General features: G+C 57.3%; 29 protein-coding genes. 13 read left to right on the top strand and 16 right to left on the bottom strand.

Translation table 11 applies throughout. The features are described 5' to 3' along the window. Positions 1-2: 2 nt before the first annotated feature. Positions 3-1,718, bottom strand: coding sequence for a sensor histidine kinase (locus tag ACR0D7_RS14455; protein WP_480679618.1), 1,716 nt, complete (start codon positions 1,716-1,718; stop codon positions 3-5). Between the two features lie 32 nt (positions 1,719-1,750). Continuing rightward, the gene (locus ACR0D7_RS14450) at positions 1,751-2,455 is read right to left on the bottom strand and encodes a response regulator transcription factor (RefSeq protein WP_170387263.1); all 705 of its coding nucleotides are present in this window, start codon (positions 2,453-2,455) and stop codon (positions 1,751-1,753) included. Positions 2,456-2,802: 347 nt separating this feature from the next. On the opposite strand from ACR0D7_RS14450, the gene ACR0D7_RS14445 reads away from it, so the two are divergent. The 3 genes from ACR0D7_RS14445 (at position 2,803) to ACR0D7_RS14435 (ending at position 5,631) form a co-directional block, all read left to right on the top strand. After that, positions 2,803-4,401: a phosphoenolpyruvate carboxykinase gene (locus tag ACR0D7_RS14445; RefSeq protein ID WP_170387261.1), complete on the top strand. Its 1,599-nt coding sequence runs from the start codon at positions 2,803-2,805 to the stop codon at positions 4,399-4,401. Between the two features lie 363 nt (positions 4,402-4,764). After that, the gene (locus tag ACR0D7_RS14440; RefSeq protein WP_170350384.1) at positions 4,765-5,055 is read left to right on the top strand and encodes a hypothetical protein; all 291 of its coding nucleotides are present in this window, start codon (positions 4,765-4,767) and stop codon (positions 5,053-5,055) included. Positions 5,056-5,166: 111 nt separating this feature from the next. Continuing rightward, positions 5,167-5,631, top strand: coding sequence for a hypothetical protein (locus tag ACR0D7_RS14435; protein WP_480679617.1), 465 nt, complete (start codon positions 5,167-5,169; stop codon positions 5,629-5,631). Here the strand turns inward: ACR0D7_RS14435 and ACR0D7_RS14430 are convergent. Then, entirely contained in the window at positions 5,628-6,395 is a 768-nt protein-coding gene (locus ACR0D7_RS14430) for a sulfite exporter TauE/SafE family protein (protein WP_480679616.1), read from the bottom strand. The two genes, ACR0D7_RS14435 and ACR0D7_RS14430, sit on opposite strands and share 4 nt — an antisense overlap. A gap of 145 nt (positions 6,396-6,540) precedes the next feature. Between ACR0D7_RS14430 and ACR0D7_RS14425 the strand changes: the two genes are divergently transcribed. From ACR0D7_RS14425 to ACR0D7_RS14415, 3 genes are all read left to right on the top strand, one after another. Next, the gene (locus ACR0D7_RS14425) at positions 6,541-8,232 is read left to right on the top strand and encodes an acyl-CoA dehydrogenase family protein (protein ID WP_480679615.1); all 1,692 of its coding nucleotides are present in this window, start codon (positions 6,541-6,543) and stop codon (positions 8,230-8,232) included. 177 nt (positions 8,233-8,409) lie between these two features. Next, positions 8,410-8,964 (top strand): hypothetical protein, encoded by a 555-nt coding sequence (locus ACR0D7_RS14420; RefSeq protein WP_480679614.1) that lies wholly within the window; start codon positions 8,410-8,412, stop codon positions 8,962-8,964. A gap of 31 nt (positions 8,965-8,995) precedes the next feature. Beyond that, a complete protein-coding gene (locus ACR0D7_RS14415) occupies positions 8,996-9,388 on the top strand; it encodes an META domain-containing protein (RefSeq protein WP_480679613.1) in 393 nt (130 codons plus the stop codon). Here the strand turns inward: ACR0D7_RS14415 and recO are convergent. Then, on the bottom strand, positions 9,372-10,097 hold the full coding sequence (gene recO / locus ACR0D7_RS14410; protein WP_480679629.1) for a DNA repair protein RecO: 726 nt from the start codon (positions 10,095-10,097) through the stop codon (positions 9,372-9,374). The two genes, ACR0D7_RS14415 and recO, sit on opposite strands and share 17 nt — an antisense overlap. A 167-nt stretch (positions 10,098-10,264) precedes the next feature. Here recO and ACR0D7_RS14405 point away from each other — a divergent pair, with 167 nt between their 5' ends. After that, a complete protein-coding gene (locus tag ACR0D7_RS14405) occupies positions 10,265-10,516 on the top strand; it encodes a hypothetical protein (RefSeq protein WP_480679612.1) in 252 nt (83 codons plus the stop codon). A 108-nt stretch (positions 10,517-10,624) separates the two neighbouring features. Here ACR0D7_RS14405 and ACR0D7_RS14400 read toward each other — a convergent pair whose 3' ends face one another. The 11 genes from ACR0D7_RS14400 to folK form a co-directional block, all read right to left on the bottom strand. Next, positions 10,625-10,954, bottom strand: a complete 330-nt coding sequence (locus tag ACR0D7_RS14400) for a DUF1491 family protein (protein ID WP_480679611.1) — start codon at positions 10,952-10,954, stop codon at positions 10,625-10,627. Next, positions 10,951-11,859: a GTPase Era gene (gene era / locus ACR0D7_RS14395; protein ID WP_480430765.1), complete on the bottom strand. Its 909-nt coding sequence runs from the start codon at positions 11,857-11,859 to the stop codon at positions 10,951-10,953. Before era ends, ACR0D7_RS14400 begins: the two co-directional genes overlap by 4 nt. Before the next feature lie 368 nt (positions 11,860-12,227). Further along, entirely contained in the window at positions 12,228-12,908 is a 681-nt protein-coding gene (gene rnc / locus ACR0D7_RS14390; protein WP_170387247.1) for a ribonuclease III, read from the bottom strand. Further along, positions 12,905-13,741, bottom strand: a complete 837-nt coding sequence (gene lepB, locus ACR0D7_RS14385) for a signal peptidase I (protein WP_170387245.1) — start codon at positions 13,739-13,741, stop codon at positions 12,905-12,907. The genes rnc and lepB overlap by 4 nt, the downstream gene beginning before the upstream one ends. A 57-nt stretch (positions 13,742-13,798) precedes the next feature. Continuing rightward, complete coding sequence (gene acpS / locus ACR0D7_RS14380; RefSeq protein ID WP_480679610.1) at positions 13,799-14,218, bottom strand: holo-ACP synthase; 420 nt, start codon at positions 14,216-14,218, stop codon at positions 13,799-13,801. Further along, positions 14,215-14,691 (bottom strand): hypothetical protein, encoded by a 477-nt coding sequence (locus ACR0D7_RS14375; protein ID WP_480679609.1) that lies wholly within the window; start codon positions 14,689-14,691, stop codon positions 14,215-14,217. The genes acpS and ACR0D7_RS14375 overlap by 4 nt, the downstream gene beginning before the upstream one ends. A gap of 3 nt (positions 14,692-14,694) precedes the next feature. After that, entirely contained in the window at positions 14,695-15,441 is a 747-nt protein-coding gene (locus ACR0D7_RS14370; RefSeq protein ID WP_480679608.1) for a pyridoxine 5'-phosphate synthase, read from the bottom strand. Then, a complete protein-coding gene (locus ACR0D7_RS14365; protein ID WP_170387237.1) occupies positions 15,434-16,132 on the bottom strand; it encodes a DUF2062 domain-containing protein in 699 nt (232 codons plus the stop codon). The genes ACR0D7_RS14370 and ACR0D7_RS14365 overlap by 8 nt, the downstream gene beginning before the upstream one ends. A gap of 16 nt (positions 16,133-16,148) precedes the next feature. After that, positions 16,149-18,281, bottom strand: coding sequence for a RelA/SpoT family protein (locus ACR0D7_RS14360; RefSeq protein WP_480679607.1), 2,133 nt, complete (start codon positions 18,279-18,281; stop codon positions 16,149-16,151). 26 nt (positions 18,282-18,307) lie between these two features. Then, positions 18,308-18,661 carry a DNA-directed RNA polymerase subunit omega gene (rpoZ, locus tag ACR0D7_RS14355; RefSeq protein ID WP_170333724.1) on the bottom strand — a complete coding sequence of 118 codons (354 nt, stop codon included), beginning with the start codon at positions 18,659-18,661 and terminating at the stop codon, positions 18,308-18,310. Positions 18,662-18,756: 95 nt separating this feature from the next. Beyond that, the gene (gene folK / locus ACR0D7_RS14350) at positions 18,757-19,326 is read right to left on the bottom strand and encodes a 2-amino-4-hydroxy-6-hydroxymethyldihydropteridine diphosphokinase (RefSeq protein ID WP_480679606.1); all 570 of its coding nucleotides are present in this window, start codon (positions 19,324-19,326) and stop codon (positions 18,757-18,759) included. Between the two features lie 139 nt (positions 19,327-19,465). Between folK and ACR0D7_RS14345 the strand changes: the two genes are divergently transcribed. The 6 genes from ACR0D7_RS14345 to ACR0D7_RS14320 all read left to right on the top strand — a co-directional run bounded on the left by ACR0D7_RS14345 (position 19,466) and on the right by ACR0D7_RS14320 (position 23,288). Beyond that, positions 19,466-20,038, top strand: a complete 573-nt coding sequence (locus ACR0D7_RS14345) for a LabA-like NYN domain-containing protein (RefSeq protein WP_170387230.1) — start codon at positions 19,466-19,468, stop codon at positions 20,036-20,038. Between the two features lie 189 nt (positions 20,039-20,227). Next, a complete protein-coding gene (ispH, locus tag ACR0D7_RS14340) occupies positions 20,228-21,178 on the top strand; it encodes a 4-hydroxy-3-methylbut-2-enyl diphosphate reductase (RefSeq protein WP_480679605.1) in 951 nt (316 codons plus the stop codon). Further along, complete coding sequence (locus ACR0D7_RS14335) at positions 21,175-21,627, top strand: DUF3429 domain-containing protein (RefSeq protein WP_480679604.1); 453 nt, start codon at positions 21,175-21,177, stop codon at positions 21,625-21,627. The genes ispH and ACR0D7_RS14335 overlap by 4 nt, the downstream gene beginning before the upstream one ends. Further along, positions 21,624-22,208: a class I SAM-dependent DNA methyltransferase gene (locus ACR0D7_RS14330; protein WP_480679603.1), complete on the top strand. Its 585-nt coding sequence runs from the start codon at positions 21,624-21,626 to the stop codon at positions 22,206-22,208. Before ACR0D7_RS14335 ends, ACR0D7_RS14330 begins: the two co-directional genes overlap by 4 nt. Then, on the top strand, positions 22,201-22,668 hold the full coding sequence (gene rnhA / locus ACR0D7_RS14325) for a ribonuclease HI (RefSeq protein WP_480679602.1): 468 nt from the start codon (positions 22,201-22,203) through the stop codon (positions 22,666-22,668). The genes ACR0D7_RS14330 and rnhA overlap by 8 nt, the downstream gene beginning before the upstream one ends. Beyond that, complete coding sequence (locus ACR0D7_RS14320; RefSeq protein ID WP_170387220.1) at positions 22,665-23,288, top strand: trimeric intracellular cation channel family protein; 624 nt, start codon at positions 22,665-22,667, stop codon at positions 23,286-23,288. The genes rnhA and ACR0D7_RS14320 overlap by 4 nt, the downstream gene beginning before the upstream one ends. Here the strand turns inward: ACR0D7_RS14320 and speB are convergent. Continuing rightward, positions 23,285-24,106, bottom strand: a complete 822-nt coding sequence (gene speB, locus ACR0D7_RS14315; RefSeq protein WP_480679601.1) for an agmatinase — start codon at positions 24,104-24,106, stop codon at positions 23,285-23,287. The genes ACR0D7_RS14320 and speB overlap by 4 nt on opposite strands. Between the last annotated feature and the right edge of the window lie 58 nt (positions 24,107-24,164).

Raw genomic sequence — 24,164 nt, 5'->3', positions numbered from 1 at the left:
GTCTACACGGGCAGTCCCACGACAAAGCGCGCGCCTTGCGGGTCGGACGTTATATCTGCCTCGGTCGGGCGGATATTCTCGGCCCAAATAACACCGCCATGGGCCTCGACAATCTGTTTCGAGATCGCCAATCCCAGACCCGAATTGTTACCGAAATGTTCGACCGGACGCTCTGAATAAAAGCGCTTGAACACTTTGGTCAGTGCCTGCTCGGGAATACCTGGACCCGTGTCTTCGACCACAATCAAGACGCGATCTTCACGCCGCCGCACCCAGACACGAATTGCGTCATTCTCCTCGCAGAAGGAAATTGCGTTGGTGATCAGATTGACAAAGACCTGTGCCAGGCGCGCCTCAAGCCCGTTCACGATGATCGGTTGAGACGGCAAGTCGGTGATATATTCGATTCCCTTGGCCTGGGCGTCTTCACCCAGATACTGACCGATATTGCCGAGCAATTTCAGCAGGTCAAAGGGCTGCTCCTCTTCCTTGACCAATTCGGCATCAAGGCGCGAGGCATTGGAAATGTCGCTGACCAGACGGTCAAGCCGCCGCACATCGTGTTCAATAACGCTCAGAAGCTTTTCGCGCTGATCGTCCCGTTTAACCATACGCAAGGTGCCAACTGCCGATTGAAGGCTGGCCAACGGGTTCTTGATCTCGTGCGCCACGTCAGCTGCAAACTGTTCGTTGGCGTCGATACGATTATAAAGCGCCGTTACCATTCCCCGCAGCGCACGGCTCAGCCGACCGATCTCATCCGGGCGGGCGCTGAGATCCGGAATTCGGATGCGGCCGGGATTGACACCCACGCCTCGATCTTTGCCCGTCTCAGCAGCCGAAGCGAGGTCGGCCAAAGGGTTGGCAATTGTCGAAGCCAGCACAAGGCTCAACCCGATAGACACCAACAGTGCCACGACGAACATCTGCAGAATGCGCTCTTGTTCACGCCGGGCGATGGCGTCAATTTCACCTGCAGGTCCGGCCATAGCCACTGCACCAACCGGCTGTCCGTTTAACAATACAGGCGCGGCTGCTGCGATAACGGTCTGGCCGAGTTCGTCCTGAACAGCCCGAACATGCATCTTGCCTTCCAATGCCAGCGGAACGATCTCTTGCACACGCTGGGCAAGTGTAGGCGCATCTTCGCGAACGGAACCCGCAAATACCCGAGAAAGACCTGTCCACACTGCGTTCAGCGCATCGCTTATCAATGTACTTCCAGTGGGAACCTCTGCTTCTGACCGCATTAGGACCGGCATGTCAGATGAGGCGAATGCCCCGCGCGTCCATCCGATAAGTGTGCCACTTGCGTCATAAACAAAAACTTCGCCGCCATCGGGAAGGCTGAGACCCGCGAGCGTTTCTTTAACATCCAGCGCAGCCGCGTCCTGTGCTCCATCGGATAGTTTCTGGCGTAGTTGAGCTTCGAACACGTTGGTGACCAGCCGCGCGTCTCCGATCAGGTTACGCGCTGTCTGCTGGACCTGCTCGCCGCGGGAATCGTCAAGGTAAAGAAGCCCGGTAACAAGAGTAACCAGCGCGACCAGATTAAAAGTGATGATTTTGCGCGCCAGCGGTGAACCATGTAGCGAAAACAGGTTACGGCGGCGCGTTGCGTGCGACTCGGATGACTCGGTTTCTTGAGGGATGACCCAGTCATCCCCAAGAACGATGTCACCGTCCCGCATTTCGCTGACTTGTTCCGTATCGCGCACGAGACCCGATTACCCCTTTTAAGCGATTAAGCTTACTCTTCGTTGTACCGGTATCCGATACCGTACAACGTTTCGATGGCTGAGAATTCAGAATCTGCGGCACGCATTTTCTTGCGCAGGCGCTTGATGTGGCTGTCGATGGTCCGGTCGTCGACATAGACCTGATCGTCATAGGCGACATCCATCAACTGGTCCCGGCTTTTGACGAAACCAGGGCGCTGGGCCAGGGCTTGTAACAGCAGGAACTCGGTTACAGTCAGAGAGACGTCGTTTCCCTTCCAACTTACAGCATGTCGTAAGGGGTCCATCCGCAGTTCACCACGTTCCATCACCTTGGTATCGCCGGTGTTGGCGTTTGCCACATCACCCGAGGTTGCCTCTTGCCGGCGCAACAGCGCGCGGATGCGTTCAACCAACAGACGCTGCGAGAAAGGCTTTTTCACATAGTCATCCGCGCCCATACGGAGACCCAGTACTTCGTCGATCTCATCGTCTTTCGAAGTCAGAAAGATCACCGGCATCTGGGTTTTTTGCCTTAACCGTTGCAACAGATCCATGCCGTCCATACGCGGCATCTTGATATCCAGAACGGCCATATCCGGTAATTTCTTATTGAAAGCGTCCAGCGCCGCTTGCCCGTCGTTATAGGTTTCCACCTCGAAACCCTCGGCTTCGAGCGTCATGGAAACAGACGTCAGAATGTTTCTGTCGTCGTCCACCAATGCAATCTTTGACATCGGGATTACCCCTATTCCTGCTCACTCATGCAATATTTCGCTTATTAGTAGGGCATTGTTGGCGTTTTTAGGACTGCGAATCAATCCGTAACTGCGAATCGTGCGATTGTTGTCACACAGCTGCGGCAAAAAAGCCGTTAATGCGCGCGAAAAAGCGCCTCGTTTTCCGGCAGGAAATTCGTGATGGCGCTAAACTTGAACTTGGTTGCGCTAACTGCGCCAAACCGTCCTGTTCATGCCCTAAACGACCGTGATAAGACGCGCCCAGCCGCCGGGCCTTTCCGGCACACTGCCCCAAGAGCGCACGCGACCCAAACACCGCAGCGCCGCCACAGGAGAAGACACACATGACATCTGGACGGGTTAACCCGCAATTCCGCCTCGAAGATCAGGGCATCGAGGGTCTGGGAAATGTCTATTACAACTTCATGGAACCGGCGTTGATCGAAGAGGCGCTCAAGCGCGGCGAAGGCACGCTTGGAAATGGCGGCGCCTTTCTGGTCACCACCGGCAAGTTCACTGGCCGCTCTCCCAAAGACAAGCACGTCGTCAAAACCGACAGCGTTGCCGAAACCATCTGGTGGGAAAACAACGCCGAGATGAGCCCCGAAGGCTTTGACGCACTGTACGAAGACATGCTGGCCCACATGAAAGGCCGCGACTATTTCGTGCAGGATTTGGTTGGCGGCGCTGACCCGGCTTATTCGATCAACGTGCGCATGGTCACCGAACTGGCCTGGCACAACCTGTTCATCCGTCACCTGCTGCGCCGTCCGGACCGTGAGGACCTGAACGAGTTCATCGCTGACTTCACCGTCATTAACTGCCCCAGCTTCCAGGCCGACCCGGCCAAACACGGCTGCCGCAGTGAAACCGTGATCGCCCTGAATTTCGACCGCAAGCTAATCCTGATCGGTGGCACGGAGTACGCGGGTGAGAACAAGAAGTCCGTGTTTACCCTGCTGAACTACATGCTGCCAGAAAAAGGCGTGATGCCGATGCATTGCTCGGCCAACCACGCTGTTGGCAACCCGGTCGACACCGCCGTGTTCTTCGGCCTGTCTGGCACCGGGAAGACCACGCTGTCCGCGGACCCGGCGCGCACACTGATCGGTGACGATGAGCATGGCTGGTCGGATCGCGGCACCTTTAACTTCGAAGGTGGCTGCTATGCCAAGACGATCAATCTGAACGCCGAGGCCGAGCCTGAAATTTACGCGACCACCAGCAAATTCGGCACCGTGATCGAGAACATGGTCTTCGATCCCGAGACCAAGGAACTGGATTTCGACGACGACTCGCTGACAGCAAACATGCGCTGTGCCTACCCGCTGGAATATATCTCGAATGCTTCCAGCAGCGCTCTGGGCGGGCACCCCAAGAACATAATCATGCTAACCTGTGATGCGTTCGGCGTGTTGCCTCCGATCGCACGATTGACCCCGGCGCAAGCAATGTATCACTTCCTGTCGGGCTTCACCTCAAAGGTGGCCGGGACCGAGCGCGGTGTTACCGAACCGCAGCCTACATTCTCGACCTGCTTCGGCGCGCCATTCATGCCGCGCCGCCCCGAGGCCTATGGCAACCTGCTGCGTGACAAGATCGCCCAGCACGGTGCCACCTGCTGGCTGGTCAACACTGGCTGGACTGGGGGTGCCTATGGCGTTGGCTCGCGGATGCCGATCAAGGCGACCCGCGCGCTGTTGACTGCGGCGCTGGACGGCTCGCTGCGCGACGCCGAGTTCCGCAAGGACGCCAATTTCGGCTTTGATGTGCCCGTGGCGGTGCCCGGTGTTGCCGAGGTTCTGCTGGATCCGCGCCGCACCTGGGATGATCAGGCCGCGTTCGACAAGCAGGCTGAGAAGCTGGTGCAGATGTTCGCAGAGAATTTTGAACAGTATCTTCCGTTCATCGACGAAGACATCAAAGCCGTCGCTATCGGCTAAGAGTTCAAGGGGGCGGTATCGCCCCCTTTTAGTTTTTGGCGTACCTCAACGAATGCCTCAACCCTTAGTTGCATAATGTGGACTAAAGCCACAAATTCGTTGCTCGGTTGGTCCGGTTCGGGCATTCTCCAACACCATTAGCAACAAATAAGCCCGGCGCTTTCGCACCGGGCGGGAAGTAAAAAAACCTTTGGGTAGCTCTAGCAACCACTCACATCTGCACGTTGAGCCGCCTAATGATACGACAAGTGTAAAGCAAAGGGGATGAGTGTCAACATGAGACCTTAATGAAGCCGATAACTACTCGGCATCTTTAAGTGCGTCTCCGGACAGCGACTGTTGGCACGGATTAGCAGGTAGACGATGACTGAAATCTCAAAACTGACCGAACTGCGCAAACTAATGCAAAGCATGGAACGGACCTTGGGCCTTGAGCAGCTGTCTCCGGTAGAGCGTGACATTTACTACGCGGCCGAAGAACTGTCCAAGTCTGACGATGAAGTCCGTACCTTCGGACTTATCGAGCATACGCTGGTTCAAAGCGTTTCGCGCCCGACTTTCTTCCGCGCGCTGAAATCGCTGGTTCAAAAAGGGTACTTATCGCAAAGCGGTACTGCCAATCGGGGACGGTATATCGTTCATGCCCCCAAGTAACACCTCCAACCTGCGCAGTGTTGGCTGATACTCGTGCGCAGGTGGGCTACTGACACGCTCTTCGCCTCTTTGGCCTATGTCGTGGCATCTTACCTCACGTTTGAGGTTCTGATGCCGCTCCAAAACGTGTTTTTTCCTGAATATCCCAGTCGGGCCAGTCTGCTTTTCCTGCCGCACGGCGTGCGGGTTCTGTCAGCATGGCTGTTGGGCTGGAGAGCGATATTTGCATTGCTGCCCGGCGTTTTTCTGGTCTTCGCCGCTTTGGGAGGCAGCGATGTCTTTCTGCCAAACCGTTTGATGGCCATGACCATTGCCGTCACGACCGTTCCAGCGGTGTTCTACTTGCTGAAATGGGCAGGGTGGGACCTGTTCCCCCGACCGGACCGCAAACCGTGCTGGACCTGTATCATGGGGGTCGGGATCATCACGTCATTCCTGGTTTCAAGCCTGACCAACCTGGCTTTCGGAAGTGCGCGGGTGGAATATGTCGCGTATCTGATCGGCGACATCTCGGGTCTGTTTTTTTTGATGCTGGGCCTGCATTTCACATTCCGGTTCGTGGACAAGCGGCGTTAACCTATAAACAGTCCCCGCCGTAACAGGTTCACACCCGCGACGAGCAGAACCAGCAGCGTCACCTTGCGAAACACCACCTGATCAATTCGCGATTGCAACCGCAGACCAATCCACATCCCTGCAAGCGCCGGTACTATCAGAACTGCCGAAAACGGTGCTGTTTTGGAGCTTAAGATGCCGGATCCCAGATGGGCTAACAACAGTGCCACCGCACCCAACCCATAGATCACCCCCTGCACCCGCATCTGAACTGCCTTGGGTGTGTTCAGCGCCGTCAGATAAGCAACGGTCGGAGGCCCCCAAATGCCAGACATCCCACCCACAAATCCGGCTATGGCCCCAATCGCCACTTCGATTCGTGCCGACGGATTGCTGAGCTTCAGCCCCACACCTAGCACCTGTATCAGCGCAAAAACTGTAACCGCCACTCCGATTATCAGCAAAAAAGTCTGTGTCGGCACAACGCTGACCAACTGCGCCCCCAGCAGCAAGAACACCAGCCCAACAATCAGGAAAACGCGAAACTGCTTGATCGCAGAAACCGCAGCCGCAAACCCCTCGCGCAATGCCTGAACGCCGTTGGTAACCAATGTGGGCAGGATTAACCCGGCAATCGCAATATCAGGCGGCAGGAACATGCTCAGCCCGGAAACCAGCACCATCGGCATGGCAAACCCAACCATACCTTTGACCCACCCCGCGACAAAAGCGACAGAAGTGGCCAACAGCAAGTCCTGAGGAGTGAACAATGAAAACAACGCCATACGTCCGTCATAGCACTGTTGACGCGCGCTGCACTGCAAAATCGTCAACGCAATTTTCGAACTTTTTAACGGCATAATTCGTATTTTTGTTGCGCTGCACGTGCAGCATGATATGACCAGACGACACCAGATAAGGACCTGATTCATGGCACATGACGGACAGGATATGACACAGATGACGACATCCGCGATTTTGCCCGACCTTCTAACATTGACCCGCGCGGCGCTGCCTGCGGTGGAAACGGTGTTCGAACGCGCCCGCGAGTCAGTCCGCGCAATGGTTACCGACGATGGTCGGGTCTCTGGCGCATTGATTGAGGCGCACCAGACCGCAGCGCATGGCCTGTCATGGCTGGCAACGTACAACCAGTCTCTGCAGCAGATGCAGCGTTGGGCCGATTCCTTGAACGCGGATGGCAAATTCGGTGAGATGGAACAGTTGCTGCACCAAATCGCTTTTGGTGAGTACCTGCACCAGATTGCGGGCGGTATCCCGATGAACCAGGGTGAGGTCGTGCGCCTGCAGGATATGGGCCTCGGTTGGGACGCGCTGTCGGGTTTCCAAAGCACCGAAATTCAGACGCTGATGGCGCAAGCCAACTCTCAGGCCGCCCGGACGCGGCTGGTGGCCCTGATGGAGGAACAGGCCGGATCCACGATGTTCGGCGCCTCGGGACTGGATGAAGAGCTGGAGATGATCCGTGACCAGTTCCGCCGCTATGCGCAGGAAAAGGTCGAACCGAACGCCCATGAATGGCACCTGAAGGACGAGCTGATTCCGATCGAAATCATCGAGGAACTGGCCGAGATGGGTGTCTTCGGCCTGACCATCCCGGAAGAATTCGGTGGGTTTGGCTTGTCCAAAGCCTCAATGTGTGTGGTCTCCGAAGAGCTGTCGCGCGGCTACATTGGTGTTGGCTCGCTTGGAACCCGTTCCGAGATCGCGGCAGAGCTGATCATCGCTGGCGGCACTGATGAGCAGAAAGCTAACTGGCTACCAAAACTGGCCAGCGCCGAGATTCTGCCCACCGCCGTCTTTACTGAGCCAAACACAGGTTCTGACCTTGGCAGCCTGCGCACGCGCGCTGTCAAGGATGAGAATGGCGACTATAAAATCACAGGCAACAAGACCTGGATCACACACGCCGCACGGACCCATGTGATGACCCTGCTGGCCCGTACAAACCCGGACAGCAAAGACCACCGTGGTCTGTCGATGTTCCTGGCGGAAAAGACACCCGGCACCGACGAGAACCCGTTCCCAACCCCCGGTATGACCGGCGGTGAGATCGAAGTTCTGGGCTATCGCGGCATGAAGGAATACGAACTGGGCTTTGACGGCTTCCACGTAAAGGGTGAAAACCTTCTGGGTGGAGAAGAAGGCAAAGGCTTCAAACAGCTGATGGAAACCTTCGAGTCTGCCCGCATCCAAACCGCTGCCCGCGCCATCGGCGTGGCGCAAAGCGCGCTGGATATCGCGATGCAATATGCGCAGGATCGGAAGCAGTTTGGCAAATCATTGATCAACTTCCCCCGCGTCTCGGGCAAGCTGGCGATGATGGCAGTTGAGATCATGATCGCACGTCAGCTGACCTATTTCTCGGCCTGGGAAAAGGACCATGGTCAGCGCTGTGACCTTGAGGCCGGGATGGCCAAGCTGTTGGGCGCACGTGTGGCCTGGGCGGCGGCTGACAACGGATTGCAGATCCACGGCGGCAATGGTTTCGCGCTGGAATACAAAATCAGCCGTGTCCTGTGCGACGCGCGCATTCTGAATATTTTCGAAGGTGCTGCCGAAATTCAGGCACAGGTTATTGCGCGGCGTCTGCTGGGCTGACCGGTTTCGGCACTCCTGTTTCCCCAACTGACCCGGCCTTGCGCCGGGTCTTTTTCTATAACCGGGCCGAACCGCACAGCGATTGGACAAATCCGTCGAAGCCACGACATCTTCTTTGAACTCTGACAGAATTCCGGCTAGGGCAGCTAACAGGCTTTGGAAATAATGGCTTTTGGAATGAGCAGACGACTATTTACACTTTGGGCAACCCTTACACTCCTCGCGCTTGGCGGTTGCGCTGTTGCCAATTTCACGGCGACCCAGAGCGATGTCGACGCTCTGGCGCAGGCCATTCGGGCGCTGGGGCCAGAGGTCGATCCGGTCGAGGCGCAAAAGGCCGCAACCATCGCTTACTCCTACTCCCAGCAGTTGAAGCAGGAATGGAACGTCACCGACTCGGCGATCATCCACAACGCCAAAGTCATCAACGGCTTTCGCGAATTTGGCCTCTGCAATGACTGGGCTCAGGCCATGACCACACGTCTAAAGCAAGAGAACTTCCGCACGTTAGATCTGCACTGGGCCACTTCCCCGCCGACCGCTTTCCGTATCATCCACCATTCGGCTGCAATCAGCGCCAAGGGGGATTCGATGTATGATGGGCTTATTCTGGACCCGTGGCGCAACAGCGGTGTCCTGTATTGGGCGCCGATGCGCGAGGACACGCGGTACAACTGGAAACCCCGCCTGGAGGTGCGCACAGCGCTTCTGAACGGTGAAAACCCCTACTGACGCCAACTTTCAGATGGTCTAATTCCTATTTATGACACGCCTGATCCTGACCCTGCCTCTGCTCGCCCTGTTTCAATGCGAAAAGGATGAAACTGTCGCTGCCTATGGTGCGGCTGATCAGACATGGGCGCTGCAGGAAATCGACGGCCAACCTTTCGAGGCCAGCGCATTCTTGCGTTTTCCAGAAGAGGGCCGGATCGAGGGCAACGCCCCCTGCAACAGCTATAACGGAACCCTGAACGCGCCTTATCCGTGGTTCGAAATACAGGATCTGGTCGCCACCCGCGCCACTTGTTCCGGGCTTGAGGCCGAAGGGTTCTATTTCGCTGCCCTCATGGCAATGACCCAATCCGAAGTCTCTGGAAATGTACTCATCCTGCGCAATGAAGCCGGACACGAGATGGTGTTCACAGCCGTCGAGTGAACTGTTCCAAGAACCGCGCCCGTGCTTCGGGCAATGGATGATGGCCCAATGACGGTGCCAGATGGTGCTTTAGAAAATAGCCGGTGGTATTTAAACCTTGGGCGATCTCGGCGTCCGGCGCGGTTCCTTCACCACGCAAGCAGGGCGGTAACGGCAACAGCTTATCCGCCCATTGCCCTGCCCCTTCGGCGCTGACTGCTCGGCCGGTTTTCGGTGACACATAGACCAATCCCTCTGTCGCCCCGGTCACGGCACACGCTGACAGGTCGAGGCCAAATCCCAATTCCTCAAGAAGCGCCAGCTCCCAGCGCAGATAAGCCAGCGGCCAGATGTCATCCTGCCCCAGCAGGTCCATCAGCTGCTCAGTCTGCTTGTAGATCGCCGGATGAGGTTCTCGTTCCGGCAGACAGAAGGATAGTAAAGCCACCGCCGCATTCAGCCCAGCCAGCGCCATCCGTCCGGAAAACGCCGCCGCTGCGCGGGATCGTAGGGGCTCAACCTGAAAGGTTCCGATATGCTCCTCCAATCGCGCCCGCCAGAGAACATCCAGCTGAGCGCCCGGTTGCAGGATGGGCGCGATCTTGCGGCTGGTTCCGCCGCGCACAACCCCGGCATGGCGTCCGTGACCTTCGGTAAAGACCTCGATGATCGCGGCAGTTTCGCCATGGCGGCGGGAGGTCAGAAGTATGCCGTGATCGCGCCAGTCCAATGCTTCCTCAGCTTTTTCAAGAAGATTTAGAAAACTCAATCGCAACCCGTGCGCTTCTGCAAGGACAAAGCCTGCACGTAGCAATTTTTTGTTTTTCGAAAGTGGGAATGATCCACTTAGCGTGTCCCTCCGTATCTAATTTGTAGTTAAAACTTGGGAGGGGAAAAATGCGCCATCTATTGTCTTCGTTAACGATCCTTGTTGTCACTGCTGGCCTTGCAAACGCGGGTTCGGAAAACAGCAACGCAAGTGCTGCTCGAAACATGGCTGACACGCTTTCGTCAACACCTGGTATCGGAGGAGCCGCACCTACAGTCAGTGGAAAAAATGCGGCGAAAGGCGACAGCGGCTGGGGAAATGCAGGTTCGCGAGAGGTTTCCGGCCAGCAAGTATCTCGTGGAAAAAAAGGCAATCGATAGAGCCTCCGACGAGGCAGAGAATACTAACCTTTTCTGACGACGCGTTGGTTCTGGCCAGCGCGTCGAACTCTATGAGCAGAAGCTAAACACTGCGACGCTGCGAGGTTCTTATTCAAGCCCCTCTTCGCCCAACAAGTGCCGCCCTTCTCGGTCTTCGACCTCAATCACCCAGAGATCGGGATCAAAACCCCGCTGGCGTTGGATTGCGTTGTCTACGTCAGTCTCTGGCCCGCTGGACAGCTCGACCCATTTGCGCTCACCGCTCATCAGGTCAAAGCTGCGTTGGAATGCAATCGCCTGGCCGTCAAGAGTGTTCAGCTTGACCAGAACCGCACCTGCAGTGTCGTCTCCGTGGGCGACGACAAAGGCCGGGATCTCCTGAAACCGTAGCCGCGCCAGATAGGCATGGACCCAAAACTCAGCCGTCAGGCGCGTCATGCGTTGCCGTCTTTGAAATCCAGCCCCATTTCCGAATAACGCTCGGATTCTTCCAGCCAGTTTGGCCGGACTTTCACTTGCAGGAACAGGTGAACCTTGCGGTCGAGGAACTCTTCCAACTCGGCCCGTGCCGCCTGACTGACCGCCTTGATGGTCTCTCCGCGTTTTCCCAGCACGATACCCTTGTGGCCGTCACGCATGACATAGATGACCTGATCGATCTTGGCGGATCCGTCCTTACGCTCTTCCCAGTTTTCCGTCTCAACTGTTAGCTGATAGGGCAGTTCCTGATGCAGGCGCAGAGTCAGCTTTTCGCGCGTCATCTCAGCGGCAATCATGCGCAGCGGCAAGTCAGCGATCTGATCTTCGGGATACAACCACGGGCTTTCGGGCAGTTCCGAGGCCAGCCATTTGCGAAGATCATCGACGCCGTGGCCTTTCTCGGCTGAGATCATGAAGGTTTCGGCAAACGGGTAGCGTGCGTTCAGGTCACTGGTCAGAGCCAACAATTTCTCGCTCGGCACCTTGTCGATCTTGTTGATGGCCAACGCGATGGTGCGGCCCTGCCCGATCTCTTCCAGGCCTTCGAGGATACGCTCAACCCCTTCGGTTATGCCGCGGTGCGCTTCGACCATCAGCACGACGATATCGGCATCCGCAGCCCCACCCCACGCTGCGGCCACCATGGCGCGATCCAGACGGCGACGAGGTTTGAAGAGGCCCGGTGTATCAACAAAGACCAGTTGCGCATCGCCCTCCATCGCCACGCCGCGGATGCGGGCGCGGGTGGTCTGCACCTTGTGCGTCACGATTGAGACCTTGGCCCCAACCATGCGGTTCAAAAGGGTGGATTTGCCTGCGTTGGGCTCTCCGATCAGGGCGATAAATCCGGCGCGTGTGGTCATGTGTCCTGCGATCCTGTTTGCAAGTGCGCACCCCTATAGCAGAAAGCCACGGCGGGCCAGAGGGATTTGTCGCAATACCGCCATGCGTTTAAGGTGACAGGGTTGCCGCACGATACTCCGAAAGAAGCCAGTTGAGTTCCGGCCCCTGGAGTCAGCATTGAACGGCCTGAGTTTCTACGAGGCAGCGGCGCCACTGCCGCTACACAAGGTATGGGCAGTCTTGGTTTGGTTGCAGGGTCATCCGAACTGATTGTCCAGCTTGCCAGCTTCACGCTGCGAGAACCGGCAACCAATTGGGGGGCCAGCCCCCCCAACCCCTCGAGGTATTTTTAGCCAGATGAAGAGGGATCCCGAGCAGAATGGCTGGGTTATTTCGTCAGATTGCCTAACAGCGCTTTGGCCGCCGCCTGTTCGGCTTGGCGTTTTGACCCGGCTGTCGCCTGGGCTTCGGTTCCGTCTTGCAGTCGGGCGCAGATGGTGAAGACAGGTGCGTGATCAGGACCGCTGCGTTTGACCTCGATATAAGAAGGCGGTTTTTGCCCCCTAGCTTGCGCCCATTCCTGAAGCGAGGTCTTGGCGTCGCGCGCGTCCGCCTCAACCGTGTGAATGCGATCCCCCCATAGTGCCAAAATAACGTCGCGGGCGGCTTCGAAACCGGCATCGCGGTAGATAGCGGCAATAACCGCCTCCATCGCATCGCCCAGCAGCGCCTGTTTGCGGCGTCCACCGGACAGCATCTCGGATCGGCCTAGTTTCAGAACCGCGCCCAGATCGATCTGACGGGCCACATCTGCACAGGCTTCTTTGCGAACCAGCGCGTTGAACCGAGGAGCCAGCTGGCCTTCGGATGCCTTCTTGTCAGCCTCAAGCAGTGCGGTTGCCATGACAAGCCCCAACACCCGATCGCCCAGAAACTCTAGCCGTTGGTTGTCGGGCCGGGTCGATGACGAGACCGACCCGTGTGTCAGCGCGCGCACCAGCAGTTCGGGGCTCGTGAATTCGTACCCTAGACGCTGCTGGAACGCCTTTATTTCAGCCGAGAGCTTCAATTCACAGCCTTGAAGAAGCGATCGCCGCGCCAAGTCCAGAAGAACAGCATCGACCGGCCAGCGGACGAGAACATGATCCGATCAGCCCGGCCAATCAGATTTTCATATGGCACATAGCCCACCCCACCCGCAGATTGCGGCAGGCGGCTGTCACTGGAGTTGTCGCGGTTGTCACCCATGAAGAAATAATGGCCTTCGGGGACAGTATAGATACCGGTATTGTCCGAACCCTGATTGCCGATGTTCAGCACGTCATACGAAACACCATTGGGCAGGGTTTCGACATAGCGGGATTTTTCGCAAACGGCGCCGATACCAACCGGACCATTTTCGCAGCGCGGGCGCAGGCGTTGCGGGCCTTGCGGTGCGGCAACCTCGGTGAAAACCCCATCCGGCTTCTGTGGCACTGGGGTACCATTCAGGATGAGCTGACCGTCACGCACCTGAATGCGATCACCCGGCAGGCCGATCAGGCGTTTGATATAGTCTCGCCCAGTGACCGGATGGCGGAAGACGATGACATCACCACGCTCGGGTTCCCCACCCCAGATGCGGGAGTTGTCGCCTTTCATCCAGCCGCAGACATCCTCGGCGTCCACATTCAGACCAACGCTGGGGATGATCAGGCTGGGGCACGAGGCGTAGGAATAGCCATAGGCCATTTTGTTGACGAACAGGAAATCCCCGATCAACAGGGTCTGCTTCATCGAGCCCGACGGAATCCAGAACGGCTGAAAGAACAGGGTGCGGAAAACGCCTGCGATCAACAGGGCATAAACGATGGTTTTGATCGTCTCCCACACGGGATTTCCGGTTTTGACGTCCTCGGCCATACTGCTCTCCGGTCCTTTGATTGTTGGAGTGCTACATGCGTGGCCAATGGGGGCAAGTCAAGGCTGCGTGGCTTGATCTTGAAACGGACGCGCTTCGATCACCACAAAGGCCTGTGCCCAGGGATGGTCATCTGTCAGCGTAACATGAATGATCGCTTCATGCCCCTCGGGTGTCATCTCTTTCAGACGTTCGGCAGCCCAGCCGGTGACATGCATCACGGGCTGTCCGGTGCGCAGGTTGGTGACCGCCATATCCTTCCACGCAATGCCCATGCGCAGGCCGGTGCCCAGCGCCTTGGAACATGCCTCTTTCGCCGCCCACCGTTTCGCATAGGTGCCTGCCGTATCGGCGCGACGTTCGGCCTTGCTCTGTTCGATCTCGGTGAAGACACGGTTGCGGAACCGGTCGCCGAAGCGATCGAGCGTTCCCTGAATGCGGTCGATATTTGCGAGGTCTGTGCCAATGCCGAGGATCATTTTTTCCGCCCTCTCATCAATAGATCGCCCGCGAATAATCCAGCCATTCTGCCCAACACAACACGGCACAAAACAACGGCTAACACCGCCCATAACAATAGCACAAAATTTGCATTCAACATGGCCGCGAAGTTTACGTTCGCCAAGTTTCGCGCCCCAAATAGCAAAGATGCAACCTGAGCGATCCACAAAACTGCCATACCGATTCCGACAATGTAAATCGCGTTAAACCAAAGCGTTGGCCTAGATATCTTTTCCTTTGCCTGTTTAAACACCGGTGTGAACTCGATAAGGGCGGCAAAAAACAAAGGACAAATTAGAACCCTGACCGGAAACAGGTATTGCGGCGCTGTTCCCACAAATCTTTCCACGAAAGGCACCCCAAAAGAAACAAACAATCCGGTGACGAAGAACACTGCAAATCGTATCCGATGGAACAGCAGCGTTTTGTCAGATTGTGCAACACAAATCATTACCTAGAGCCGCGCCTCATCCATCAGCCGCCGCATTTCAGCGATGGCCGGGGTAAGTCCGCGAAAAATTGACTCACCGATCAGGAAGTGGCCAATGTTCAACTCGCGCACCTCGGGGAAAGCCGCAATAGGTTGCACCGTGTCATAGGTCAGGCCGTGACCAGCGTGGACTTCCAACCCGAGCGAATGTGCGAATGCAGACATTTCACGCAAGCTTTCCAACTCTCGCACAGCCTCGTCCATGCGTCCTTCGGCATGGGCGTCGCAATAGGCGCCGGTGTGCAGTTCGATCACTTCGGCCCCGATGCGGTGGGCGGCTTCGATCTGGCGCTGATCAGCAGCTATGAAGATCGACACGCGGCACCCGGCCTCTCGCAGAGGGGCGATGAAATGGGCCAGTTTGTTTTCCTCGCGCGCGACTTCAAGGCCGCCTTCGGTGGTGCGCTCCTCACGCTTTTCGGGAACGATGCAAACCGCATGTGGCTTGTGGCGCAGGGCGATCTTCTGCATCTCGGGTGTGGCGGCCATTTCAAAGTTCAGCGGGACCGAGAGGACTTCCATCAGCCCGTCAATATCAGCGTCCGAGATATGGCGACGGTCTTCGCGCAGGTGGGCGGTTATGCCATCGGCACCCGCCTCTTCGGCCAGCTTAGCGGCCCGCAGCGGATCGGGATAGGCACCGCCACGCGCGTTACGCACGGTGGCCACGTGGTCGATATTCACGCCTAGACGCAGGTGGTTGTCAGACATCGCTTGATTCCTTTCCCGAATTCCGGTCCGAGCCTAGAGGTTTTGTTACCGGAACGGCAGCCTTGGTTTCGGCCAAACGTTTGATTTCATCGAATTTCGCTTTGATCCGGGCGCGGCGGCGCTGCTGATAAGTCCGCACCAAAGGAAGACTGAGGTAGTAGCAAATGAAGCCCCCGATAATCCCCGGAAAGATACCTCCGATCAGCCAGGGGAAAAACACTTCGTCATAGAAAATGCTCAGCCCGCTCCAGTCAGCTACATGGTCCGTGAACATGGCGACAAAATTGTTTTTCAAATCGCCTAACGCCTGGACAAAACTGTCCATCAGGCCGTGGGTCTCACCTTCTTCAAAATCGTCGCCGAGAATGAAATGGCCTATCTGCAGACAGACAACACCGATAGGGACATAGGTTAGCGGGTTACCGAAGAATGTACCGCTGAGCGACGCCAGCAGGTTGCCATTGAAGATCCGGCTAAGCACAGCGGCAACCACGAAATGCAAACCATAAAATGGCGTGAATGCCGTGAACACCCCGACCCCGACCCCACGCGCAATACGCTCAGGCGTATCTGGCAGCCGCCGGATGCGATGTTTTACGTAGTGAAAGGCACGCGTCCAGCCGCCGCGCGGATAGACAAATTCCGAAGCGATCCGAATGGGCGAGCGTCGGTCTCGGCGCTTGAAAACCACTCCTGATCACCCCTTCTCAGCCAGCCGCAACCGCGGCTTTTTCCCTGTCTCTGTAGCGCTCGACCGCGGCCACATCGCTTTCTGCCTCAAGCATCAGCATCAGCGAGTGCAACTGTTCCAGATCGCGCAGTTCGACACTGATCAGAAGACGGTAAAAATCCGGTTTGCGATCAACGAACTCCAGGTTCGAGATATTGGCCTTTTTCTCGCCAATCAATGTGCAAATGCGCCCCAGAACCCCGGCGTCATTGCCGATGGTCAAATCCAGCGTAACCCCGTAGACGGCCGGATGGGTGCCCGAATGCCAGTGCAGGTCGACCCAACGGTCGGGTTCGCCTTCGTAATCAGACAAGCGATCACAGTCGATGGCATGCACAACCACGCCCTTGCCACGATAGGTGATACCGACGATGCGCTCGCCCGGCAGCGGTTGGCAACAGGGCGCGCGATCGAATTTCTGTCCAGGCTCCAGACCGATCACTGCACGGCGCGGGGAAATGGCATCGCCTTCGTCCTGTGTCAGTTCGGGGTAGACCGCGCTGACCACATCATGTGCCGTCAGCTCGGCACTGCCCAGACGGGCCAGCAGCTCGTGCCGATCTTTCAAACGCAGGTGTTTCGCAGCGGTGTCCAGAGCCTTGTCAGTAGCCTTGCGGCCCACGTGATCGAACCCGGAACGCGCCAGTTCTTTGCCTAGCTTGATGAACCGCTCACGATCCACTTCGCGCAGTGCGCGGCGAATGGCGGTGCGAGCCTTGCCTGTAACCGCGATCTCAAGCCATGTGACCTGAGGGGTCTGCCCATCAGCAGTAATAATATCCACCGATTGACCATTCTTGATCCGGGTCCACAGCGGCACGCGGATGCCGTCGACTTTGGCCCCGACGCAGGCATGTCCGATCCGTGTATGGATAGCATAGGCAAAGTCGATCGGCGTTGCACCACGCGGCAGTTTCACCACATCGCCCTTGGGCGTAAAGCAGAACACCTGGTCCGAATACATCTCAAGCTTGACAGCCTCGAGGAAATCCTCGTGATCATCCTCGCTGTCGAACTGCTCGGTCAGGTTGGCAATCCACTTGGCCGGATCGACAGCGAACGGGTTTTCCGAGCGCACTCCATCGCGATAAGACCAATGCGCCGCAACACCGGTTTCGGCCACGTCGTGCATCTGACGGGTGCGGATCTGAACCTCGACCCGTTTACCGTCACGACCCGAGACGGTGGTGTGGATCGAACGATACCCATTCGATTTCGGCTGGCTGATATAGTCCTTGAAACGCCCCGGCACCGCGCGCCAGCGTTGATGGATCGCGCCTAAAGTGCGATAGCAGTCTTCTTCGGTCTGGGTGATGATGCGGAACCCATAGATGTCGGATAGGCGCGAAAAGCCCTGATCCTTTTCCTGCATCTTGCGCCAGATCGAATAGGGTTTCTTGGCTCGGCCAAACACCTCGGCGTCAATCCCGGCTTTTTCCAGCTCGTGGCGCATGTCGCCGGTGATGCGATGGATCACATCGCCGGTTTCGCGTTGCAGCGTGATAAAGCGGCGGATGATCGACTGGCGACCTTCAGGGTTGAGCACGCGGAAAGCAAGGTCTTCCAACTCTTCCCGCATCCATTGCATACCCATGCGGCCTGCCAGCGGCGCGTAGATATCCATCGTCTCACGCGCTTTGACAATCTGCTTTTCGGGGCGCATCGCCTTGATCGTTCGCATGTTGTGCAGACGGTCGGCCAGTTTGACCAGAATGACCCTCAGGTCCTTGGACATGGCCATGAACAGCTTGCGGAAGTTTTCGGCCTGCTTGGTTTCACGGCTGGAAAGCTGCAGGTTGGTCAGCTTGGTGACGCCATCGACCAGCTTGGCGACCTCATCGCCGAACAACTCGGACACCTTGCCGTAATTGGCCTTGGTGTCTTCGATCGTGTCGTGCAACAGCGCCGTGATGATGGTCGCATCATCCAGACGTTGTTCGGTCAGGATGGCGGCAACAGCAACGGGGTGGGTGAAATAAGGTTCGCCAGAGTGGCGGAACTGCCCCTCATGCATCTGCATCCCGAACTCATAGGCCCGGGCGATGCGATCAGCATTGGTTTTGGGGTTATAATTGCGGACCAGCGCAATCAAATCGTCAGCAGAAATCATCCGGTCCGCACCTTCGTGTTTGGGGATTACCCCTGGCCTTGAGCCTCCATCAGAGCGCGCAGCAGCTTCTCTTCGGACATATCGTCATCCGCAGGCTTATCGGATTCCGCACCCATCAGCAGAGCCATCTGATCTTCTTCCGGCTCATCAACCTCAATCTGGGTCTGATTGGCTTCGATCAGACGCTCGCGCAGCTCATCGGCGCTCTGGGTCTCATCCGCGATTTCGCGCAGAGAAACGACTGGGTTCTTGTCGTTGTCACGGTCGACGGTGATCGACGCACCGGCGGAAATTTCGCGCGCACGATGGGCGGCAAGCATCACCAGTTCAAACCGGTTTGGAACCTTGTCTACGCAATCTTCAACCGTCACGCGGGCCATGGGGCGCTCTCCGTTACTGAATCTATATCAGGAAGCCGTTTATCTAAGCGCGATTCCCTGCCTTGACAAGCAAGAAATAGCGCCGATCGCACCAATCACAGAGGGGTGACGGCCTCAATGTCATCGACAGGCAGGTCTGCAAGCATTTCGATGACCGTCCGCCCCAGCACCGGATGGCGCCAATCCGGGGCCACATCCGCCATCGGCACCAGCACAAAAGCCCGATCCTGCAAGCGTGGATGCGGCAGGATCAACTCCTCGGGCGCTTGCTGTTTTTGCACCTCGGGCGGCAGGTTCAGCCAACGCGCAAATTCCGCACGATCTGGCAAAACAAGATCGCCATAGCAGATCAGATCCAGATCAAGCGTGCGCATCCCCCACCTCTGCATCCGTTCGCGGCCGTATTCATGCTCGACCTCGTGGAGCAGTTGCAAAACTTCGAGCGGGTTTTTGTCAGTTTCGATCAAAGCAGCCGCATTCACGTAATCCGGCCCAGCACCAGGAGGGAAGCATGGAGTCTCAAAAAAGCGACTGACAGCGCGAATCACCACCCCATGACGCGAAATCGCGTCAATACCCTTTTGAAGTGTCACCTTGGGCCCCGACTCTCTCATACTGAGATTTGCACCCAGTGCAATCACCGCTTTTAACGAAGAATTGCTCATCTTACTCCCTATATTCGGCGAATTGCATGCTTGCGATACACATTAAAACCCCTAATTATAGTGCTATCAGCGCGCTGCTTATTTCTAGCTCACTCACCTAACACTCGGCGTTGCTGGATTGTACCGGAAGGAACTATTTATGTTTTATAAAGACGAACGGCTAGCGCTGTTCATCGATGGCTCGAATCTTTATGCAGCCGCAAAAGCACTGGGGTTTGATATCGACTACAAATTGCTGCGCCAGGAGTTCATGCGCCGCGGCAAAATGCTACGAGCATTCTACTACACAGCGCTACTTGAAAACGACGAGTATTCGCCGATCCGTCCCTTGGTCGACTGGCTGCACTACAACGGCTTCACCATGGTGACCAAACCGGCAAAAGAATACACCGACAGCATGGGGCGTCGGAAAGTCAAAGGAAACATGGATATTGAGTTGACCGTAGATGCCATGGAACTGGCACCGCGGGTCGATCATATCGTGCTGTTCTCGGGCGATGGGGATTTCCGCCCGCTGATTGCAAGCCTGCAACGTCAGGGCGTGCGTGTCTCGGTGGTTTCGACCATTCGCAGCCAGCCGCCAATGATCTCGGACGAACTGCGTCGTCAAGCCGACAACTTTATCGAGCTTGAAGATCTGCGTGACGTCATCGGACGCCCCCCGCGTGAAATGCCAATGGAGCCGCGCAGCGTCGCGACTGCTGGCGAATAAAACCCGGGATCTCACCAAACCGGGGAATAATTGGCGCGGTTTGGACCGAAGTCCGGACCGCGCCTTTTTAACTATGAACTGATACTTAAACACCCTTCGAATAGCACCGATTCATGTCAGCTAAATGACAAGGTCGCGTCTGGACCATGGCCGGGAAAAGACTTACCTGTGGCCTATGGAGACCAAGACATGACCAAGCCGCCCCTGACTCTTTACCTTGCTGCCCCACGTGGCTTTTGCGCCGGTGTCGACCGCGCCATCAAGATCGTCGAAATGGCGCTGCAGAAATGGGGCGCCCCTGTCTATGTACGTCATGAGATCGTGCACAATAAATTCGTCGTCGACGGCCTGCGCGCGATGGGCGCGGTCTTTGTCGAAGAACTGGACGAATGCCCCGATGACCGGCCGGTGATTTTCTCGGCCCACGGTGTGCCGAAATCCGTGCCCGCCACGGCCGCCCAGCGCGAAATGATCTATGTCGACGCCACCTGCCCGCTGGTCTCCAAGGTTCATGTCGAGGCGCAGCGCCACGCCGATGCGGGTCTGCAAATGATCATGATCGGCCACAAGGGCCATCCCGAAACCGTCGGCACCATGGGTCAACTGCCCGATGGCGAAGTTTTGTTGGTCGAAACCGTCGAGGATGTTGCCGCGGTGCAAGTACGTGACCCAGAGAAACTGGCTTTTGTCACCCAGACCACGCTGTCGGTGGACGACACCAAGGACATTATCGCTGCGCTTGAGACACGTTTTCCTGCAATCGTAGGCCCGCACAAGGAAGACATCTGTTACGCCACCACCAACCGGCAAGAGGCAGTCAAAGCGGTAGCGCCACGGTCAGATGCTTTGCTGGTCGTTGGTGCGCCGAATTCCTCAAACTCACGCCGCCTTGTCGAAGTCGCCTCGCGCGCCGGGTGCAACTATGCGCAACTAGTGCAACGCGCGACCGAGATTGACTGGCGGGCGTTGAAAGGTATCTCGTCTGTTGCCATCACAGCCGGAGCATCGGCCCCCGAGGTCCTGGTCAACGAAGTAATCGACGCGTTCCGCGATCATTTCGACGTCACCGTCGATCTGGTGGAAACCGCCGTCGAAAACGTCGAGTTCAAAGTCCCGCGCGTCCTGAGAGAGCCCGCATGAACGGAGTTCCAAGAGCTCCGCTGATCCTCGGGTTGGCAGGGCTGATCCCGTTTATCTGGGGCGCGTTGACTTATCTGAGCGATGATCTGCACGCATGGGGCACCCATACATTTGGTTCGCGCTTTGTCGGGCCATATGTCCAACTGTTTTACGGCTCGGTGATCCTCAGCTTTATGTCCGGCGTCCTATGGGGCTTCGCCACCAAGACCTCGGGCAGCAAGGCAGCGACCTTCTATACGCTATCCGTTCTGCCTGCGCTCTGGGCATTTTTGAAAACCGGCGGAGGACCAATTAGCGCTGGTATAAACCTGATGTATGGCTTTGCCGGACTGCTGGTGCTGGATGCAATCTTTGCCTATTGGCGACTGACCCCAATCTGGTGGCTGCGATTGCGCGTGACGCTGACGGCCATCGTGATCGCCTGTCTGGCGGTGGGAGTGTACCTATGACCGACGAAAGAACGATCAACGCTTATGCGACCCGCGTGGCGGAGTATCTGCAAATCCCGTTGCCACCGGAGCAGATTGAAGCCCGCATGGCCTTTGCCGAGGCCGTCGGCACGGGTCACGTTCTGGATCTGGGTTCTGGCCCCGGATCGGACAGCGCCTTTTTCATGCGCGAGGGCCTGACGGTACGGGCGCTGGACGCCACCCCGGCCTTTGTGGAATATGCGCGGGAAAACGGCGTCGATGCCCATCTCGGTACATTTGATGATGTCACTGAAGAGGCAGAGTACGACGGCATCTACGCCAGCTTTTCCCTGCTGCACGCCCCTCGCGCAGAGTTTCCACGTCATCTGACCGCCATTTACCGCGCGCTGAAACCCGAGGGCGTCTTTTTCCTCGGCCTGAAACTGGGCACTGGTGACCATCGCGATGATCTGGACCGGTATTACACCTATTTCTCGCAGACCGAGATCGAAGAAGCTCTGACCCAGGCCGGGTTCACCATCGACCGCATCACCACCGGCATGGGAACGGGTCTGGCCGGGTCGTATGACGGGTTCATTCTGGTGCTGGCTCATGCCTGAACTGTTTGCCTATACCGATGGTGCCTGTTCCGGCAATCCCGGCCCCGGCGGCTGGGGCGTACTGCTGCGCGCGATGGATGGCGAGACCGTCCTGAAAGAGCGTGAACTGAAAGGCGGCGAAGCTGAGACCACCAATAACCGCATGGAACTGTTGGCGGCGATTAGCGCGTTGGAGACGCTAGAGCGGGCCTCGAAGATCACTGTCGTCACCGACAGCGCCTATGTCAAAAACGGTGTGACGGGATGGATATTCGGGTGGAAGCGGAACGGCTGGAAGACCTCGAACAAGAAGCCGGTCAAGAATGTCGACCTGTGGCAACGGTTGGATGAGGCGCAGACCCGCCACGATGTGACCTGGGAGTGGGTCAAGGGCCACGCTGGTCATCCAGAAAACGAAAAGGCTGACGAACTGGCCCGCGCCGGGATGGCCCCCTTTAAGCCTAAGAAGACGCAGGCATGAACGGACTGGCCCTGCTAGACTACGCGTCGGTTCTGGTCTTTGCTCTGACAGGAGCGCTGGTGGCCAGCCGGGCGCAGCTTGATTTGGTCGGGTTTGCCTTCATCGCCTGCCTGACGGCAGTCGGCGGAGGTACTGTGCGCGATCTTCTGCTGGACCGGCATCCGATATTCTGGGTTGGCGAACCCACCTATATCCTGATTGGCACCGCGGCGGCCGTGTTTGTCTTCTTTACCGCACATCGGGTCGAAAGCCGGTACAACTGGCTTGTCTGGCTGGACAGCTTCGCGTTGTCCATATCCGTCGCCGCCGGGACGGGCGCGGCAATGTCGCTTGGACATTCCGGCACAATCGTCGTGCTGATGGGTATCTGCACCGGCTGTCTGGGCGGGTTGATGCGCGATGTTGTCTGCAACGAGGTGCCGCTGGTTCTGAAACAAGGGGAACTCTACGTCTCCTGCGCCTTTGCGGGCGCCGTGACCGCCGTAATCGCGCACCGGATTGGGTTCGACGAACTTGTCACGCTGGGGGGCTGCGCGTTGACGTGCTGGGCCTTGCGCGCAGGATCGCTGTTCTTTGGCTGGCAACTGCCCGTCTACAAAAGCCGCCCACCGCGCCATTAACGTGTCAGTAACCGCGCGCCGATTTCCTTGACGAATTTCGCCGCAACCATCGCGGTCATGCCGTAAGGATCACGATGGGGGTTCAGCTCAACAATATCTGCACCAACAAGTTGACCTTCGAACCGATGGACCAGGTTAATCACCTCGCGCGTACTGAGCCCACCGGGTTCGTGGTGCGAAACACCGGGGGCAAATGCCGGGTCCAGCGCGTCCAGATCCAGTGACAGATAGACCGGGCCGTCAAAGCTGATCTCAAGATCAGGGCGCCAGTTGCGCATGTCGATCACCTCGACACCAAACTTGTTGGCCTGCTCCTGCTGGTGCTTGTTCATGGTGCGGATGCCCACCTGCACCAAACGGTTGATCTTGCAGGTTTCCATCACTCGGGCAAACGGGCAACCATGGCCCAGCGGACCGATCTGCTGACTGTCATAAAGATCCGGGTGCGAGTCGATATGCAGGATGTTCAACCCCTCATACCGATCCGCATGTGCCTTGATCAGCGGATAGGCCACCGAGTGATCACCCCCCAAAGACAACAACCGCGCACCACTTGCAATACGATCTTTGGCTCCGGCTTCGATCCGGTCGAGGGGCTCCTGCCCCATCATCTCGAATACGTCCAGATCACCTGTGTCCTTGAACCGGTCGGTCGCGCCAAGGTCGGTGCCATCCTCAGCAGTCAGGTTGGCCGCACCTGAATGCAACGCCTCACGGATGCGGCCCGGCGCGAAAGCTGGGCCTTGTAAAAAGGACGAATGCAAATCCAACGGCACCCCCATCAGGGCAACGTCACCGGGGTTCAGATTGTGGGACATGGGGCACCTTTTGCGCTGGATATTCCGGCGATCTGGCCGGTAACTCGCCAAAAGGTCA

The organism is Ruegeria sp. BB7 (assembly GCF_056539365.1).
Note: the sequence above shows the minus strand (reverse complement) of the source record. Positions and strands in the feature narration are given on the sequence as shown.